The 17,225-nt window shown below is 68.6% G+C and carries 18 protein-coding genes and 1 tRNA gene; 12 read left to right on the forward strand and 7 right to left on the reverse strand.

All coding sequences use genetic code 11. The features are described from left to right. The first annotated feature begins 142 nt into the window (after window positions 1–142). A complete protein-coding gene (folP, locus tag ACEN8G_RS21055; protein WP_413416447.1) occupies window positions 143–1,231 on the forward strand; it encodes a dihydropteroate synthase in 1,089 nt (362 codons plus the stop codon). A 17-nt stretch (window positions 1,232–1,248) separates the two neighbouring features. Continuing rightward, a complete protein-coding gene (locus ACEN8G_RS21060) occupies window positions 1,249–1,680 on the forward strand; it encodes a hypothetical protein (protein ID WP_413416446.1) in 432 nt (143 codons plus the stop codon). A 221-nt stretch (window positions 1,681–1,901) separates the two neighbouring features. Here ACEN8G_RS21060 and ACEN8G_RS21065 read toward each other — a convergent pair whose 3' ends face one another. Continuing rightward, window positions 1,902–2,663 (reverse strand): LytTR family DNA-binding domain-containing protein, encoded by a 762-nt coding sequence (locus ACEN8G_RS21065; RefSeq protein ID WP_413416445.1) that lies wholly within the window; start codon window positions 2,661–2,663, stop codon window positions 1,902–1,904. Window positions 2,664–2,822: 159 nt separating this feature from the next. Between ACEN8G_RS21065 and ACEN8G_RS21070 the strand changes: the two genes are divergently transcribed. Continuing rightward, window positions 2,823–3,347 carry a DUF2306 domain-containing protein gene (locus tag ACEN8G_RS21070; RefSeq protein ID WP_413416444.1) on the forward strand — a complete coding sequence of 175 codons (525 nt, stop codon included), beginning with the start codon at window positions 2,823–2,825 and terminating at the stop codon, window positions 3,345–3,347. Here ACEN8G_RS21070 and ACEN8G_RS21075 read toward each other — a convergent pair. Both ACEN8G_RS21075 and ACEN8G_RS21080 read right to left on the reverse strand, forming a co-directional pair. Further along, a complete protein-coding gene (locus ACEN8G_RS21075; protein ID WP_413416443.1) occupies window positions 3,344–4,024 on the reverse strand; it encodes a DNA alkylation repair protein in 681 nt (226 codons plus the stop codon). The two genes, ACEN8G_RS21070 and ACEN8G_RS21075, sit on opposite strands and share 4 nt — an antisense overlap. Before the next feature lie 16 nt (window positions 4,025–4,040). After that, complete coding sequence (locus tag ACEN8G_RS21080) at window positions 4,041–5,468, reverse strand: sigma-54-dependent transcriptional regulator (protein ID WP_413416442.1); 1,428 nt, start codon at window positions 5,466–5,468, stop codon at window positions 4,041–4,043. 150 nt (window positions 5,469–5,618) lie between these two features. Between ACEN8G_RS21080 and ACEN8G_RS21085 the strand changes: the two genes are divergently transcribed. The 8 genes from ACEN8G_RS21085 to ACEN8G_RS21120 all read left to right on the forward strand — a co-directional run bounded on the left by ACEN8G_RS21085 (window position 5,619) and on the right by ACEN8G_RS21120 (window position 11,563). Further along, window positions 5,619–5,759, forward strand: coding sequence for an aa3-type cytochrome c oxidase subunit IV (locus tag ACEN8G_RS21085; protein ID WP_413416441.1), 141 nt, complete (start codon window positions 5,619–5,621; stop codon window positions 5,757–5,759). Continuing rightward, a complete protein-coding gene (locus tag ACEN8G_RS21090; RefSeq protein WP_413416440.1) occupies window positions 5,756–6,877 on the forward strand; it encodes an NAD(P) transhydrogenase subunit alpha in 1,122 nt (373 codons plus the stop codon). The genes ACEN8G_RS21085 and ACEN8G_RS21090 overlap by 4 nt, the downstream gene beginning before the upstream one ends. Further along, a complete protein-coding gene (locus ACEN8G_RS21095) occupies window positions 6,874–7,662 on the forward strand; it encodes a hypothetical protein (protein WP_413416439.1) in 789 nt (262 codons plus the stop codon). Before ACEN8G_RS21090 ends, ACEN8G_RS21095 begins: the two co-directional genes overlap by 4 nt. A gap of 18 nt (window positions 7,663–7,680) precedes the next feature. Next, window positions 7,681–7,959: an NAD(P) transhydrogenase subunit alpha gene (locus ACEN8G_RS21100; RefSeq protein WP_413416438.1), complete on the forward strand. Its 279-nt coding sequence runs from the start codon at window positions 7,681–7,683 to the stop codon at window positions 7,957–7,959. Between the two features lie 4 nt (window positions 7,960–7,963). Continuing rightward, window positions 7,964–9,376 carry an NAD(P)(+) transhydrogenase (Re/Si-specific) subunit beta gene (locus ACEN8G_RS21105; RefSeq protein WP_413416437.1) on the forward strand — a complete coding sequence of 471 codons (1,413 nt, stop codon included), beginning with the start codon at window positions 7,964–7,966 and terminating at the stop codon, window positions 9,374–9,376. Between the two features lie 34 nt (window positions 9,377–9,410). After that, on the forward strand, window positions 9,411–10,343 hold the full coding sequence (locus ACEN8G_RS21110) for a hypothetical protein (RefSeq protein ID WP_413416436.1): 933 nt from the start codon (window positions 9,411–9,413) through the stop codon (window positions 10,341–10,343). A 123-nt stretch (window positions 10,344–10,466) separates the two neighbouring features. Beyond that, window positions 10,467–11,432 carry a hypothetical protein gene (locus ACEN8G_RS21115; RefSeq protein ID WP_413416435.1) on the forward strand — a complete coding sequence of 322 codons (966 nt, stop codon included), beginning with the start codon at window positions 10,467–10,469 and terminating at the stop codon, window positions 11,430–11,432. A 55-nt stretch (window positions 11,433–11,487) separates the two neighbouring features. After that, window positions 11,488–11,563 (forward strand) — tRNA-Val (locus ACEN8G_RS21120). A gap of 136 nt (window positions 11,564–11,699) precedes the next feature. Here ACEN8G_RS21120 and ACEN8G_RS21125 read toward each other — a convergent pair. Further along, a complete protein-coding gene (locus ACEN8G_RS21125; protein ID WP_413416434.1) occupies window positions 11,700–11,876 on the reverse strand; it encodes a DUF3606 domain-containing protein in 177 nt (58 codons plus the stop codon). A gap of 545 nt (window positions 11,877–12,421) precedes the next feature. Between ACEN8G_RS21125 and ACEN8G_RS21130 the strand changes: the two genes are divergently transcribed. Further along, window positions 12,422–14,236 (forward strand): methyl-accepting chemotaxis protein, encoded by a 1,815-nt coding sequence (locus ACEN8G_RS21130; protein ID WP_413416433.1) that lies wholly within the window; start codon window positions 12,422–12,424, stop codon window positions 14,234–14,236. A 112-nt stretch (window positions 14,237–14,348) separates the two neighbouring features. On the opposite strand, the gene ACEN8G_RS21135 is transcribed toward ACEN8G_RS21130, so the two are convergent. From ACEN8G_RS21135 to ACEN8G_RS21145, 3 genes are all read right to left on the reverse strand, one after another. Next, window positions 14,349–14,708: an AraC family ligand binding domain-containing protein gene (locus tag ACEN8G_RS21135; RefSeq protein WP_413416432.1), complete on the reverse strand. Its 360-nt coding sequence runs from the start codon at window positions 14,706–14,708 to the stop codon at window positions 14,349–14,351. Window positions 14,709–14,826: 118 nt separating this feature from the next. Next, the gene (locus ACEN8G_RS21140; RefSeq protein WP_413740687.1) at window positions 14,827–16,251 is read right to left on the reverse strand and encodes a hypothetical protein; all 1,425 of its coding nucleotides are present in this window, start codon (window positions 16,249–16,251) and stop codon (window positions 14,827–14,829) included. A 2-nt stretch (window positions 16,252–16,253) separates the two neighbouring features. Then, window positions 16,254–17,222 carry a hypothetical protein gene (locus tag ACEN8G_RS21145; protein ID WP_413416430.1) on the reverse strand — a complete coding sequence of 323 codons (969 nt, stop codon included), beginning with the start codon at window positions 17,220–17,222 and terminating at the stop codon, window positions 16,254–16,256. Window positions 17,223–17,225: the final 3 nt, after the last annotated feature.

The raw sequence follows: 17,225 nt of genomic DNA on the forward strand, positions 1-17,225 counted from the left end.
TCCGCTTCCAATGTAGGATTTCGTCTGAGACGCTTTCCCGCATGGCCAGCCGCTCTCCCCGCTCTCCCCGCATCAGTCCGTCCCGCAGGGCGGCAAGCCTCACGCGCGTGCATGTCGTGAACTTAGTGAACTTCCGCGCCGCATGACCCTCGATCTGCCCCCCGCCGCGCGGCTCTATCTCCGCCCCGTCCAGCTCGCCGATTCGCCGGTCAACCGCGACGGCGAGGTCGTCCGCCTGGCCGGCGGCCTCAGCTGGTGCTCGGCCTTCGAGCTGATCGCGCGGCAGGACGGCAAGCGCGTCCTCCAGCGCACCATCCCCGTCGCCGACCTCCCCGACGATCCCCGCATCGCCGCGATCCTCCAGCGGATCACCGCCTCGCGCGCGCCGCTGAAACTGGGCGAGCGCGTCGTCCGGCTCGATCAGCCCCAGGTGATGGCGATCCTCAATCGCACGCCCGACAGCTTCTCCGATTCGCGCGCGCTCGGCGAGGATGCCGATGCGGCGGCGAGCGCGGGCGTCGACATGGCGGCGGCCGGCGCCGCGATCCTCGACGTGGGCGGTGAATCGACCCGGCCGGGTGCTGCCGAAGTCTGGGAAGGCGAGGAGATCGAGCGCGTCGTGCCGGTGATCCGCAAGCTCGCCGCCGGCGGTGCGGCGATCTCGGTCGACACCCGCCGCGCCGCGGTGATGGCGGCATCGCTCCAGGCCGGCGCGCACCTCGTCAACGATGTCGCCGCTTTGCTCTACGATCCCCAGGCGCTCGACGTGGTGGTCGAAGCCGGCTGCCCGGTGGTGCTGATGCATTCGCCCGAGCCGCAAAGGGGCCCGCATGGCGGCGAGGGCTATGGCGACGTGCTGCTCGACGTGTACGACTGGCTGGAGAAGCGCGTCGACGAGGTGGTCGCCGCGGGTGTCGACCGGTCGAACATCCTGGTCGATCCCGGTATCGGCTTCGGCAAGTCGCTCCAGGACAATCTCGCGCTGATCAACGGGCTGGCGCTGTTCCATGGCCTGGGCTGCGCGATCCTGCTCGGGGCCAGCCGCAAGCGGATGATCGGCGCGCTGTCGAACGAGGCGCCGGCCGACCAGCGGCTCGGCGGCAGCCTGGCGATCGCGCTCAAGGGTGCCGATGCCGGGGCGCAACTCATACGTGTTCATGATGTATTCGAGACGGTTCAGGCGTTGAGGGTCTGGCGGGGCCTGCGCGATTCGGCGCTGATCGCCCGCTAGAGAAACGGAGAAGAGTAATGCGTCTCGCCCTTGCCCTCACTTTGCTCGCCGCGCCCCTTCCGGCATTCGCCCAGGAGCCGGGCCCGCAGGATGCCCGCGACACGGTCCAGGCCTATTATGCCGCGATCGAGCGCGGCGACTTCCGCACCGCCTATGGCCTGTGGGACCGGGGCGGCCAGGCGAGCGGCAAGAGCTTCGCCAGCTTCCGCCAGGGCTTCGCCGCCACAGCGCACAGCCGGGTCGAGACGCGCAAGCCGATCAACGCCGATGCCGGGATGAGCCAGCGCTGGATCACCGTGCCAGTCGATGTCTACGCCACGCTCAAGAACGGCAAGCGCCAGCATTTCCGGGGATCGTACACGCTCCACCGCGTGGTCGCGGGGGTGAGCGCCAACCGGGCGGACAGCCTGTGGCACCTGTCAAAGGCAAGGCTGGTCGCGGTCCGCTGAGCGCGCTTGCAATGTAGGATTTCGTCTGATCCTCTCGGGCGGCTGGCCCCCTGGCCGGCCGCTCCTTGAGACCGTCGGAAAATAGGATCCCGCAGGCGCAACAATGTTGCGAGATGCGCGGCGAACCCGGGAAAATAGGGAAAATAGCCGCCCGGAAAACCCGCTTTGGCGCGTACTTCGTGGACTTTGGCGAGTCGGCTGCCGGCGCGGTGTTGGAAGGGCTAGAACCAGCCCTCCGCCTCCAGCCCGGCCGCCTGGGCCCGGGCGACCGGCGCCTCGATCCCGCCGGCGAGCTGCAGCCGGACATTGCGCCCCTCGCGCCGCGCCCCCTGTACCGCGTCCCGGGCGACCCACCAGCTGCGGTGGACCAGCGCGCCGGGCAGGCCGTCGAGCTCGAGCACCGCGTCGCGCATCCGCATCAGCAGCAGCGCCGAGCCATGCGCGGTGTGCACCCGGACATAATGGTCCTCCATCTCCAGCGCGATCGGCACGGCGCGGAGGTGCGGGGGCAGGCGCTCGACCAGCCGGGGCATGCCGGGCTCGGCCGGCTCCACGGTCGATGCCGGCTCGGGCGTGGGTTGGGCACGGTGCCGCTGCCGGGCGAACCAGAACAGCGCGCAGACCAGCGCCCCCATGACCAGCACGTTGCAATAATGGGCGAGCGCCTGCTCCAGCGTCGGCCAGCTCGGCGGATGCCAGACGAAATTGGCGATCCACACCACCGCGCTCATCGGCAGGGTGACGATCAGGCAGGCCGCCGCCCACAGCGCCGGTTCGGGCAATTGCAGCCGCGGGGCGAGCGCGACCATCCCGCGCATCGCCGGGAAATAGAGGAAATAGCCGGCATAGCTCATCGCCAGCCAGTAGAGCAGCCGCAGCTCGAACGGCGCCGCGAAGCTGCCGAACGGCCCGACCAGCGCGAGCACCAGTCCCACGCCGAAGATGATCGCGCAGTCGATCAGGATTCGCCGTGCGCCGCTCACTTGTTCGCCTTCCCCCGTCCCGTTCGCGCTTCGCCAAATGGCAGCGCCCGGCGGGCCGCCGTCCGTCCACGCAGCAATCGGCCCGGCCACGCAGCTGCGATTGCCGTCGGCCGGCGCCACGCCATTCCTGGTCCTGCCAATAGCGTCGGGAGGCAAGCAATGGCCAGTCATGCAGTTGTTCGGGAAGCCGCGGCGATCGATCTGTCGCGGGTCGCCAAGGGGATCATGTTCGTCGCGGCGGGGGCGCTGACCGGGGCGACCGGCTATGCGGTGGCGCGGGTGCTGCTCGGGCTGACCCCGCCGACCTACGAGATCCGCCAGGTCGCGATCGCCGTCCACCTCGCCACCGTGCTGCCGGCGATCCCGCTCGGCCTGTGGGTGCTGCTTTCGCGCAAGGGCGACGCGACCCACCGGATGCTCGGCCGGATCTGGGCGGTGCTGATGGTGGTCGGCGCGGGATCGGCGCTGTTCATTCGCCACCTCAACCACGGCCAGTTCAGCTGGTTGCACCTGTTCGTGCCGGTGGTGTTCTTCACTCTCTACCGCGCCGTCCGTCAGGCCCGGGCGGGGCAGATCGCCGCGCACAAGGTCAATATGTGGCGGCTCTATGCGCTGGCGCTGCTGCTGCCGGGCATGTTCGCCTTCCTGCCCGGCCGGCTGCTCTGGCAATGGCTGCTGGTCTAGCCGAGCCCCGCCTTGCGCCGCGCCGCCGGCCGGGCGAGGTCGCGTGCCGCGTCCCGCCCGATCCAGCGGGCGGCGGCGGCAGGGGAGGCGGCGAACCGCCCGGCCAGTTCGCTGGCAGCGGCGTGCAGCGTGGGATTGCGCATCCCGATCGCCCGCAGCGCCCAGCTCACGCCCTTCTTGACGAAGTTGCGTTCGTCGCCGGTCGCCGCCTCGATCAGCGGCAGCGCCTCGAGGAAGGGCGTATCGGGCAGCTTCTTGGCATGCAGCGCGAGCCCGGCGAGCAGCGCGAAGGCAGCGCGGCGGACGAACTCGCGCTCGTCATCGGCCCAGCGGTGGACGGCATGCCAGGCGAGCGGGCTCTTGTCGAACAGGTCGAAACAGGCGGTGTCGCAGGTTGCCCAATTGTCGAACCCCGCCGTCCAGCGGTCCATGCCCTCAGCAGTGAGCCGCCTGGGCTCGCCGACGAAACAGGCGAGCAGCCGCGCCTCGTACACCCCGGCATCCCAGAGCTGCTCGGCGAGCGTCTGGTCGCGGCCCAGCCCCTTGGCGATGCCGCGGATCGTGCCGACCTTGATGCCGATCACCCGGTCGGCGGTGGTGATACCGAACCGCGCCATGCCTTCGGCCACGCCGGGCTCGGCGGCGCGTTCGAGCAATTGGAGTGCCTCGCCCAGCATGTGGCGAAGGCTAGGCTCAGGCGGCGCTCTGGTCGATCCCCAGCTCGCCGAGCTTGCGGTAGAGCGTCGAGCGGCCGATCCCCAGCCGCCGGGCGACTTCGGTCATCCGGCCGCGATAATGGCCGATGGCGAGGCGGATCACATCGGCCTCGATCTCGTCCAGCGCACGCAGATTGCCGTCGGGCCGGAACAGCGTGACGCCGGCGTTGTTCGCACCCGGCGCCTGCTGGCCATTGCCCGAGGGGCGGCCGGCGGCAAGCTGGGCGATCTGCGGGAAGTCGGCGCGGGTCAGCCCGTCGCCGTCGCAGAGCACGGCAGCGCGGAACAGCGCGTTCTGGAGCTGGCGGACATTGCCCGGCCAGTCATAGGAACCGAGCAGCTGGAGCGCGTCGTCGGTGATGCCCAGCTCGCGCAGGCCCGGCTGCTCGGCGATCCGCGCAAGCAGGTGGCGGGCAAGCGCGGGGATGTCGCCGGTGCGCTCGCGCAGCGGCGGGATCGTCACCTGGACGACGTTGAGCCGGTAGTAGAGGTCCTCGCGGAAGCGCCCGGCCTCGACTTCGGCCTGCAGCGTCTTGTTGGTCGCGGCGATCACGCGGACATCGACTTCGCGGGCATGGCGCGCGCCGAGTGGCTGGATCTCGCCCGACTGGAGCACGCGCAGCAGCTTGACCTGGGCGTCGAGCGGCATCTCGCCGACTTCGTCGAGAAACAGCGTGCCGCCATCGGCTTCGGCGAATCGGCCGATCTTGCGCTCGAAGGCGCCGGTGAAGGCGCCCTTCTCATGGCCGAACAGCTCGCTCTCGACCAGGTTGGCGGGGATCGCGCCGCAATTGACGCAGACCATGTCCTTCTTGCTGCGCGGGGAGGCGGCATGGACGGCCTCGGCGACCACTTCCTTGCCGACGCCGCTTTCGCCCTCGATGAGAACTGGCACCCGGGCGCGGGCGGCCTTGGCGGCGATGGCGAGGGCCGCGCGGAACTGCGGCGCGCTGCCGACGATTTCGTCGAAGGCGAGCGGGGCGGAGAGCTTCTCGGTGAGCGGGCGGAGCTCGCCCGCGGTCTTGCCGCCGACGGCCGCCTCGAGCGCGGCGAGCAGGCGCTCGGCGGCGAGCGGCTTGACCAGGAAGTCGGTCGCACCGGCGCGCATCGCGGCCACGGCATTGGCGACCGATCCGTTGGCGGTGAGCATCAGGATCGGCAGCTGCGGCCGGCGGGTGCGCAGCTCGGCGATCAGCCCCGCCGCATCGGCGTCGGGCGAGCTATGGTCGAGCAGGATCGCGTCGAGCGCCATCCCGTCGGGCGTGCCCAGCGTGGCGATGCCGGTCTCGGCCTCGCTCGCGAAGATGGTGCGCCAGCCGCGGCGTGCGGCGATCGCCGCGACGAGGCGGCGCTGTGCCGGTTCGTCGTCGATCAGCATCAGGAGGCGCTGGCCGTTGCGCGTCATCGCTCTTTCTGTCCCCAATGTCCCGTTTCAGGGCGTCCGTCATAAGGCAGATGGGTAAAGGCGGGCTTAAGCTTGCCGAAGTCGCACCGGGGTTGAGGGAGCGGGGGCTGCGGGTTAAGGTCCCGCCACATAGTTTCAGGGGAGAGACGAATGGCCGACACCGGTGACAACGCCGCGCAGCTCAAGGCACATGAGCAGACGTGGAGCGGTTTCAAGGCGATGATGACCTGGGGCACGGTAGCTGCCGCACTGGTCGCCGCCCTTGTCGTCTTCCTGATCTCCGCCAAGTGAAGATCGCCATATTGAAGGAGGCCGCCGCCGGCGAGCGGCGCGTCTCCGCGACTCCGGAAACGGTGAAGAAGTTCGTCGGCCTCGGCGCCCAGCTGGCGGTCGAGTCGGGCGCGGGCCTGGATGCCTCGATCGCCGACCAGGCCTATGCCGATGCCGGCGCCAGCGTCGGCGGGCGGGCCGAAGTCCTCAAGGACGCCGACATCGTGCTCGGCGTGCAGGGCCCCGATCCGGCGAGCCTGGCGGGCACAAAAGCGGGTGCCTGGATCGTCGCCGGGCTCAATCCGTTCGGCGAGCGCGCCCGAGTCGATGCCTATGCCGCAGCCGGCTTCGAAGCGCTGGCGATGGAGTTCATGCCGCGCATCACCCGCGCCCAGTCGATGGACATCCTGTCCTCGCAGTCGAACCTCGCCGGCTACAAGGCAGTGCTCGATGCCGCCGCCGAATATGGCCGCGCCTTCCCGATGATGATGACCGCGGCGGGCACCGTCTCCGCCGCCAAGGCCTTTGTCATGGGCGTCGGCGTCGCCGGCCTCCAGGCGATCGCCACCGCACGGCGCCTTGGCGCCCAGGTCTCGGCGACCGATGTGCGTGCCGCGACCAAGGAGCAGATCCTCTCGCTCGGCGCCAAGCCGATCTTCGTCGAGGCGGTGAAGGGCATCGAGGGCGAAGGTACCGGCGGCTATGCCACCGAGATGAGCGATGAGTACAAGGCGGCCCAGGCCGAGCTCGTTTCCAGCCACATCGCCAAGCAGGACATCGTGATCACCACCGCGCTGATCCCCGGCCGGCCCGCGCCGCGCCTGATCAGCGACGCGCAGATCGCGACGATGAAGCCGGGCAGCGTGATCGTCGATCTCGCGGTCGAGGCCGGCGGCAATGTCGAGGGCGCAGTCGCCGGCGAGATCGTCGTGAAGCACGGCGTGAAGATCGTCGGGCACAAGAACGTGCCTTCGCGCCTCGCCGCCGACGCCTCGGCGCTGTTTGCCCGCAACCTGTTCAATTTCCTCTCCGCTTTCTGGGACAAGGAGCAGGGCAAGCCGATCCTCGACGAGGAGATCGGCAACGCCATCCGCCTGACCCAGGGCGGCAAGGTGGTGAACGAGAGGCTGCTCGGGTGAGCGCCGGCGCCATGTGGCTGGCGGGGTGGCTGAGCCTTGCCGGTCCCGCCGCGCTGGTCGGCTCGCCTTCCTATCATTCGCTCTGGTTCGTCGAGCCGAGTCTCGCGACCGCCGAGATTTCGGTGAAGCGCGGGGAGTGGGTGATCAAGACGCGGCTGCTGCCGCCCGGGCTGATCGAACTGAGCGAGGAAGTGCTCGACACGGAGAAGGGCGTCGTCATTGCCCGGAAGGGCGACCAGCTCTTCAAGGCGATGCCGGGCAAGCTCCGAAAGCCGACTCCGGAAGCGGATCTCGGCGTCTATTGCACCTTCCACCCGCAGGACGTGCCGGCGGGGCTGTTCGGCCTGCTCGGCAGCCGCCACGTATCCTATCGCTGTTTCGTCGACAGCGATCGCGACGGCCGGCTCGACGGGATGGCGCCGGGCGCCTGCACCTCGCGCGCCTTCCCGATCATCGAGGCGAAGGTGCCGGACAACCCCGTTCCGATACGCGGGGGCGCCTATCGCAAGCTCTCGCCGATCGAGATCAAGGAGGGGCCCATGGTGGGCATCATGTTCGACGGCATCCGCGGCAGCGGCTTGCCCAGTCTCCAGTTGCACTTCGGCGACGGGACGCCCGTGCCGGTCTTCGGCTCGGTCGCGTCGAACGGCGAGAAGGGCCAGCGCCGGATCTTCGGCGCGAAGATATCGACGATCGACGGAAACGACGATGCAGCGCGGCTGCGGATCGATCAGGGCATTCCGCTCCAGCCTTTCGCGATGGTGGCGCAAGGGTGCCCGAACTAATCGGCTAAGGATTTCATCATGGACTTCATCTCGATCCTGTCGATCTTCGTGCTGGCGTGCTTCGTCGGCTATTATGTGGTCTGGTCGGTCACCCCGGCCCTGCACACGCCGCTGATGGCGGTGACCAACGCGATCTCCTCGGTGATCATCGTCGGCGCGCTGATCGCCTCGGCCGCGTCGGGCTCGGAGATCGCCAAATGGCTCGGCCTCGTCGCGGTCGCGCTGGCCTCCGTGAACATCTTCGGCGGGTTCGCCGTCACCGAGCGCATGCTCGCCATGTACAAGAAGAAGGGCTGAGCCGATGCACGAGGGGGCACTTGTCAATCCATGGGTGGCGCTGGCCTATCTGGTCGCCGGCATCTGCTTCATCCTCGCGCTGCGCGGGCTCTCCAGCCCGGCGAGCAGCCGGCGCGGCAACCGGCTCGGCATGCTCGGCATGGCGATCGCGGTGGTCACCACGCTGATCACGCACGAGATCGCCAGCCCGATCGAGCTGGGCGCGGCGATCGCGATCGGCGGGATCGTCGGCTTCGTCACCGCGCGCCGCATCGCGATGACCGCGATGCCGCAGCTCGTCGCCGCCTTCCACTCGCTGGTCGGCATGGCGGCAGTGCTCGTCGCGGCGGCGGCCTTCCTCAACCCCGGCGCCTTCGGCATCCTCGGGCCGGATGGCGAGATTCTCAGCGTCAGCCGGATCGAGATGGGCCTGGGCGTCGCGATCGGCGCGATCACCTTCTCGGGCTCGGTGATCGCCTTCCTGAAGCTCAACGGCAACATGTCGGGCAAGCCGATCCTGCTGCCCGGCCGCCATGTGATCAACCTGGGCGTGCTCGCCGGCATCCTCGGCCTGATCGGCTATTTCGTCACCGACCAGAGCCCCTGGGTGTTCTGGACCGTGACCGCGCTCAGCTTCGTCATCGGCTTCCTGCTGATCGTCCCGATCGGCGGCGCGGACATGCCGGTGGTCGTCTCGATGCTCAACTCCTACTCCGGCTGGGCCGCGGCGGCGATGGGCTTCACCCTGCACAACAGCGCGATGATCATCACCGGCGCGCTGGTCGGCAGCTCGGGCGCGATCCTCAGCTACATCATGTGCCGCGCGATGAACCGCAGCTTCATCAGCGTGATCGCCGGCGGCTTCGGCGCGACGGCGGATGCGGGCGGCGGCGGCGCGGCGATCGACCGGCCGTGGAAGCGCGGCTCGGCCGAGGACGCGGCCTTCCTGATGAGCCAGGCCGAGCAGGTCATCATCGTGCCGGGCTACGGCATGGCGGTCGCCCAGGCCCAGCACGCGCTGCGCGAGATGGGCGACAAGCTCAAGGCGCACGGTGTCCGGGTGAAGTACGCGATCCACCCGGTCGCGGGGCGCATGCCCGGCCATATGAACGTGCTGCTCGCCGAGGCGAACGTGCCCTATGACGAAGTGTTCGAGCTGGAGGACATAAACAGCGAGTTCGCCCAGACCGACGTCGCCTTCGTCATCGGCGCCAACGACGTGACCAATCCGGCCGCCAAGACCGACAAGAGCTCGCCGATCTACGGCATGCCGGTGCTCGACGTCGAAAAAGCCAAGACGGTGCTTTTCATCAAGCGCTCGATGGGCGGCGTCGGCTATGCGGGTGTGGACAATGAGCTGTTCTACCGCGACAACACGATGATGCTGCTCGCGGACGCCAAGAAGATGGTCGAGGAGATCGTGAAGAGCCTCGACTGACGCTGGCGGGCCGGAGCGAATGGGGGAATATCGAATGGCGAGCGTGGGTTCGATTCTGGGGGGCGCATTCCGGCTGCTGCGCGATCGCCCCGCTTCGGTAGTGATCTGGGCGGTCACCTATTGCGTCGGCGCATTGGCCATCTCGCTGGTCATGGGCCTGCTGATGTACGGCACGATGATGCCGACCGTGGCCGATACCAGCGCTTCGGTCTCGGCCTTTGCCGGGCCAGCGTTCAGCCTGATATTGCTCCTCAACCTCTGCCTGCTGTTCCTCGTCGTGGTGCTGATGAACGCGGTGTTCCGCGCGATGCTGCGGCCCGAGGAGGGCGGTTTCGCCTATATGCGGCTGGGCATGGACGAGTTCCGCATGTTCGGGCTGGTGATCCTGGTCACCCTCGGTCTCTTCGTCGCCGTGTTCATCGGCGAGTTGCTGCTGTTGCTGATCATCGCGGTGCTGGGCTGGATCCTGGGGCAGGGCGTGATCACCGCCATCCTCGCGTTCCTGCTCGTCCTTGCCTTCATCTGCGCGGTGATCTGGGTCGAAGTGCGCATCTCGCTGATCTTCCCGCTCAGCTTCCATCGCCGCCGGATCAGCCTCGATGCGACCTGGGACCTGACCCGCGGCCGCTTCTGGCTGCTCTTTGCCTGTTACTTCCTGATCGGACTGATCTTCGTCGTCGCCGGTGTCGCCGTCATGTCGTTCGTGATGGGCGATTACCTCGCCGCGCTGTTCGCAGCCAATGGCGACCAGGAGCAGATGCGCGCGGCGGCCGAGGCATTCGCCGCCCAGCAGCTGGCGATGCCGCTGGTCACCAAGATCATCTTCGGCGTGATCGGCGCGATATTCTTCGCGATCGGCCTGGCGCTGGGGCCGGGCCTGCTGGCCAGTGCGACGCGCGAGCTTCTCGGCGATCCCAGCGAAGCCGCGGTATTTGCAGCCGAATCCGACGGATCAGTCGTGGACTGATCCGGAACGGACGGGCAAGGATTCCTATGCCCGTCCGGGTCGCGCCATAAGCTCCGAAACGGAGCGGATCGAGCAATCCGTTCCGGAGGTTGGGCCTCTCCGGGAACATGACCCGAGAAGGCGATGGCGAACCTTTCCGCGGCCCCCGAACTGATTGGCGCTCCCTATGATCTGGCGGCCAATGCCCTGCTGATCACGGCAGTGGCGCGGACCGAAGTGACCGACGCGCTCGCCACCGCCGGTTTCCGGGTGCGCGACGTGGCCGATCCCGCCACGGCCCCCGCCTTGCTCGACGGCCCGGTGCTCGATCTGGTGCTGCTCGATGCGCGCGATGCTGCCGAGCCCGAACTGGAGGTTCTGCTCGATCTCCTGGCGGCACGCGACGCTTCTGCCAGCCCGGCGCTGGTGGCGATCTTCTCAGCCGGGCAGGTCGATCTCGCCGGGCCGCTGCTCGGCATGCCGTGCACCCAGCTGCTCTGCGATCCCGGCGTCACCGAGCTGCTCGGCGCGCTGCTCCGCTCCCGGGCGGAGAGCGAAGGCGCGCCGCGTGCACGCTGGACCGACATCACCCGCGATGCCGAGGTGGCGCGCCTGCGCCGGCTCAACGAGGAAGTCGCGCGCATCGCCGATGCGCTGGCCCGGCTCACCCGGGGGGAACTGTTCGACGACGAGGAGGATGACCGCGCCGGCACCTTGCGCGCGCCCGAGATGGACTATCGCGGCCCCGACGAGCCGGCGTCCGAAATAGCCGCGTCCGAGATCCGCGCAGTGATTCGCTCGCGCCGGCTGCGCAGCCAGTATTTCGCGGCGGAGCTGTTCGCCGATCCTGCCTGGGACATGCTGCTCGACCTGTTCGCCGCCAATATCGAGCGGCGGCGCGTCTCGGTGTCGAGCCTGTGCATCGCCGCCGCCGTTCCGCCGACCACGGCGCTGCGCTGGATCGGCACCATGCACGAGGCGGGGCTGTTCGGCCGCCACGCCGACCCGGGTGACCGGCGCCGCGCCTATATCGTGCTCAGCGAAAAGGCGGTGCAGGGCATGCGCGCCTATGTCGGCGCGATCCGCCGCGCGGGGCTCGGATTGGTCTGAGGGGCTTGCCCCGGCGCCCCGGCTTTGGCATCGGGGCCGGACTGGCGTTGCGCCAGGGCGCTTAGCTCAGTTGGTAGAGCATCTCGTTTACACCGAGAGGGTCGGCGGTTCGAGCCCGTCAGCGCCCACCATCTTCCCGAAATCCTCGACCCCAAAGCGGCCGTTCCCGATAACGCTGAGGCGATGAGCCCGGTCGTGCGCCGAGTGGAAGCAATGCGGGCGGCTTCGGTGATCCGCGCGTCGCGCCTGACCAAAGGGTCCGTCCGCTCAGGCAGAGATGCCGCCGAGATACTGGATTACCAGCCGAGTCGAAGTTCCCACTGCGCACACCGCCGTGAATAACTGCGCGGGCGTTACCGATAGCTGATGAGCCCAGTAGATGATCTCCGAATCATCATTGATATCGATATAGGCACGGCCACCGAATTCACGCTGCGCAACCATTTACGAAGATACCCTGGATCTGCTGACGGGATCACCATGCGTGCCGCCCCCATGCCCGAGGTCCCGGCTGACGCATTGGTCTCCCCGGCGTGGAGACGCCGGGAAGCGTGAAACCCACACCCTGGGGGAGACAAAAATGCTGCGGTCGCGAAAACTCGGGGCGCCAGCCCGGGTGCGCCCCGAGGATGCCGATCGAGGCTCTGGAAAAGCGATATCCATTGCATCGCCACCCTGGCACTCGAGCCCTATGCGTGGGCGCCGGGGACGATATCTCCGATCTTCACCGCCCCAAGGCTATTGGCGCGGCGTGCTGGCGCGCTCATCCGGCGAGCTCGGGCTGGCCAGGCAGCCGCGGTCGCCGCGACCAGCGTTGCATCAAAAGCCAGGTTCGTCCCGACATCGCTGCGATCCAGCAATGATTTGTTACAATTGCCCGATGTCCGAACCAAAGGGGCCGCCTCGAAGATCTTCTATAATATCCGCATATAATTCGAGGATCCTGAAACATGACAGATACTTTTAACAGTTGGCGTCTTTCAAAGAAGATGCTGGTCGCATTCGCCATTATCGCCTTGACGATGAGTGGTATCGCCGGCGCCGGTATCTTCGTCATGTCCCAGCTCAGCGCGATCGCCAGTCGCCATGTCGAGCGCGGCATCGGGGGCACCGAGACGCTGGGCAAGCTCGTCTCGGGCTTGCGCGAGCACCGCATCATCATCTGGTCCCAGATGAACGCGTCGTCCGCGCAGGAAGAAGCCAAATATGACCAGCGCTATGTCGCCAACCAGAAACTGATCGACGACGCGATGCGCGGCTATCGGCCGCTTGCCGGCGAGCTCGCGCCGCAGCTCGACGCGTTGCAGGCGAAGGTCGCGGGGCTCGAGAAGCTCAACGCGCGGATCTTCTCGGTGCGCCGCGGCCAGGGGGCGGCAGCTGCCCTGCCGATCGTAAAGGGCGAAGGCCGTGATGCGTCGAATGCCGCGATCGAGAGCGCCGAGGCGCTGATCAACGCGCATCACCTGCGCGCCCAGACCAACGACCATATCGGGCGCCGCTTCGCGACCACGGCCTTCTGGTGCGTGATCGTCCTGTCCGTGCTCGGGCTGGGCGCATTGTTCGGCATATGGCGCCTGATCGCCCGAACCGTCTCGGTGCCGATGGCCGAGCTCAGCCAGGTCACCAAGCGCCTCGCCGAAGGCGGCGAAGCGGAAGTCCCGCACCGCCGGCGCGCGGACGAACTGGGTGACGTCGCGCAGGCAGTCGAGCAGTTCCGGGTCGCGGCGGTCGAACGCGCGGAGGCGGATGCGCGGGCCGCGGCTGCGCAGCAGGTCGTGACCTCTACCCTGCGCGATGGCCTGTCCGCGCTCAGCAAGGGCGATCTGACCGCGGAAATCCATACCGCCTATCCTGAAGGCTATGCGGAATTGAAGACGAACTTCAACGAGGCGCTGGCGAGCCTGCGCGGGCTGATCGGCTCGGTGACCGACAGCACGGTGGCGATCCGGACGGGCTCGACCGAGATCGCCCAGGCCTCGGAAGACCTGGCGCGCCGGACCGAAGCCAATGCGGCGAGCCTCGAAGAGACTTCGGCCGCCATCACGCAGATGGACGGCCGCCTGAAAGCGGGGGCGGACGCAGCCGGGCGCACGGTTGTCCGGGCGGACGAAGCCATTGCCACGGTCCAGGGCGGACGCGGCGTCGCGGACGAGGCGATGCAGGCGATGACCCGCGTCAGCGAGAGCGCCAAGGGCATCGACAGCGTGATCGAGGGCCTGGACAAGATCGCCTTCCAGACCCGCGTCCTCGCCATGAACGCCGCGGTCGAGGCCGGGCGTGCCGGGGAGGCGGGCCGGGGCTTCGCCGTGGTCGCCGACCTCGTGTCGGCGCTGGCGATGCGTGCCGAAGAGGAAGCGGGCCGTGCCCGCGAGCAGCTCACCGCGACTCAGTCCGACATCATCGAAGCCGTGGCGATGGTCGAGAGGGTCGACGGCGCCCTGGCGGACATCTCGGGCCAGGTCGGCGAGGTCCATATGCTGCTCGGACAGATGGCGGCGGACAATCAGGCGCAATCGACTGCGATCACCCAGATCAGCGTCGCGGTGGGGACGATGGACCAGTCCACCCAGCAGAACGCTGCGATGGTGGAGGAAACCTCGGCGGCTGCTCGCAACTTGTCGGGCGAAGTCGCCCAGCTCGCCGAGCAGGCCGCCCGGTTCGAGATCGGGAAAGCGTTGCCCGGCGCTCGCCCTGTGACCGCCCGGAAGCCTGCCGCGGGCAATGCCGCCTACGTGGCTCCGGTCAAACAGCTGCCGCGGTCGATCTCGGCCCATGCTGCCCAGAACGACTGGCAGAGCTTCTGATCGCCTGCGCGTTGTCGCGCGGCGGCGAGGGTAAAGACCAGGCTCGCCGCCGCGCTTCGATGATCGTCCGGGAAAGGGAGCGTCCGAATCTGGTTGAGCTGTTCCCAAGGGGTCAGCCGGCGGTGCTCTCGGGCTCCTGCCAGTGCGGATAGGTGACATAGGCGGTCAGCGCGCCTTCCGCATGGGAGCGGATGGTCACTGCATTGCCCTTGGGCATGTAGAGGATCTCGCCCGGGCCGGCGGTCAGGGTAGCGCCGTCGCTCGTCACGGACAGGCGGCCGGTCAGCACGATCATGATGTCATCGACGGCGATTTCCTCGTCGATCGACTGATCCGGATCATAGCGCCCATAGCCGATCGTGACGGGTCCGCCGTGGCGCTGGTCGACAAGATTGCCGGCGAAGACACCGGCTTCCTGTCCGGGCGACCGTTCGAAGGCTGCATCCGACGCACTGAATTTCTGAACCTTCATGGTTATCCTCTCTGCGCGGCCGCCAGGCGGATCGTCCGGAGTAGACGCATGTCTCAGGCGTTCGATCCGCCATTTTCTTGAAGCAGCTCTGCCCGGGTGAGACGGAGATCGATGCAGTTCAGCGCGCCGGGGCCACGGCGACGGGCGGAGCCGCGGTCGTGCCGCCGCCTGTGGGCGGTGCCGTCGTCGCGCCTCCCCCGGTGGGTGGCGCCGTGGTTGCGCCGCCACGGGTCGGGGGGGCGGCGGTCGATCCTCCTCCCGTCGGCGGGGGCGCAGTGGTGCCTCCGCCCGTCGGGGGTGCAGTCGTCCCTCCGCTACTGCTGCCGGGGGTGGTGCCGCGCGGCGTTATCACCGCCAGCGGGGGCGGGGTCACCGTCTGGGAGGGCGCAAGGCCCGAGCCGCCGCTGCTGGCCGCGGTCGGGGGATTGGCGGCACCGGCGGCGGTGATCCGGGCGCGGTCGGTCTCGGCGGCGATCTGCGCCTCGCGCTCGGGGTTGAGCGTGTTGAGCCGCAGCCGCTCGACGGTGTTCTGCGAGGCGATGCGGTCGAGCGGGACCTGGTCGGTGCGGAAGTGCAGCTCGACCGAGCTGTCGAGATCGGCCGAGACATTGGTGCTTTCGTTGGTCGTCACGTCATCGGTGCGGACATAGCCGATCGTCGAGTTGACCGAGGCCGATGCGCTCCAGAAGCCGAACCCGCCCGATGCGCTCGCGCCCACCGTGGTGCGCGTGTCGAAGCCGCTATGCTCCTGCTCGCGCGCGGCCGATTGCGCGTCGATATGGAAGCGCATCGAAGCGGCGATGCGCCCGGAATCGATCACGATCCGCTGCATGCCCATCTGTACCATCGTCGCCAGCATCTGCTGGCGGTTGCGGGCCAGGCTGCTGCGGACAAAGGGGATCAGCTGCTGGGCGTCGGTGCCGGGGATCGCGGCATCGGGCTCGAGATTGAGCGCGGCGCGCACCGCGTCCACCGTCGGCGGGGCGCCGACCGGGATCAGCCGCACCGGATCGGGTGTGTCCTCGGGATCGGGGATGTCGCGCGGGTCTGGGGCCTCGGGCTCTTCGATGCGGAAGCTCTGGGGGAACTGGTCGGCCAGCCAGCGCTTGGCGGGGTCGTCGCTCGATCCGCCGGCCGAGGCGAAGCCGTCGAGCGACTGCGACACGCCGCGGACCAGCTCGACATATTGCTGGAGCTGCTGCTGGTTGGTGTCGACGATCGCGCGGAAGATGCCGTTGATCAGCTCGGCGACGAAGCGCGGGAAGCTGATCGCCCGCAGCACCGCATGGGTGGTGCTCGCGACCCCGGCGACGGCGGTGCCCGAATAATGGTCGCCCGCGGCCATGCCGGCGGCGGTCTCGGGCTTCTTCGGGGCGGCCTCGGCCTCGAACAGCTGGGCGGCATGGGCGATGCGGACGAGCGCGTTGGCGATCTCGCGGCGGTCGCCTTCCTCGAGATCGCCATAGCCTTGCGCCGCGGTCAGCGAATCGCGGATCGCGCCGCGGACCAGGGGCGGCGGGGTGGCGAGCGCCGCGGCCGTCATGCTCAGCTCCCCAGGTCGCGCCAGCTGGTGCTCGCGCCGCCGGAAGCGGAGGGGGAAGGCGGGGCGGCGGCGTTGGCGTCGGGGCCGTTCTGGCCGCGGACGATCGACAGCGTCTCGTCGACCCAGTCGACCGCCGAGTCGATGACCGGGTCGCTGGGCTGGACCAGGCTGCCGCCCGAGGTCTCGATCGTGTCGACATGCTCGGCGAGCCAGGCGAGCACCGCCATGCCGGCGCGGCCGCGGCGCAGCAGCGCGAGGGTGGGGCGCGGCTGGCGGCGGAACTTGCGGTCGATCGCGCCGACCGTGTCCCACAGCGTGCGGGCGTGCAGCAGGGTGCGTACCTGGGCGTTGTTGAGGATCGCGATCGCCTGGGAAAGCGTATCCAGTATCTGCCGCGCCAGCATCAGCACCATACCGTTCGTCGCGCCGGAAATGTTCTCGGCAATCTGAATCCCTGCCTGCCGAGCCCGCCCCTGACTCCCTCCATCCGCTGCTTTCATGATTGCGTCACAAAGGTTTAGCAGCAGTTCCTCGAATTCCCCATTCGCGCGTGCGCCCAGATCCTCGGGGCCGGTCGGTGCGCCGAACAGCCGGCCGAACAGGGACAGGCGCTCCGCCTCGTTCGGACGCTCGTCCCGGCTCTGCCAGAATTTCTCCACGACCGGTGCCGCCTCGCCGATGTCGCCGTCGAGGGCGCCGGTGCGCATCAGCCGGGTGAAGTCGTCGGCGGCCTGGATCAGCCCTGCCATCTCCAGGGTCGAGGCGAGATAGAGGCTGGCGATGGCGCGTATCTGCGTCGCATCGGCACGGGAGGCGGGCGGGAGCTCGATATCGCCGAGCTCGGCGAGCATCGTCGCATGTGCATCGGCGGAGAGGAGCAGCCGCTCGGCGTCGTCGACGGCGCGCATCAGCCCGAGCGGGACGGTCGGCCGCGCTTCGAGCGCTAGAGCGAGGGCGGGGGTGTGCAGCATGGT

The sequence above is a fragment of the Sphingomonas sp. Sphisp66 genome, assembly GCF_047324325.1.
Classification (GTDB): domain Bacteria; phylum Pseudomonadota; class Alphaproteobacteria; order Sphingomonadales; family Sphingomonadaceae; genus Sphingomonas.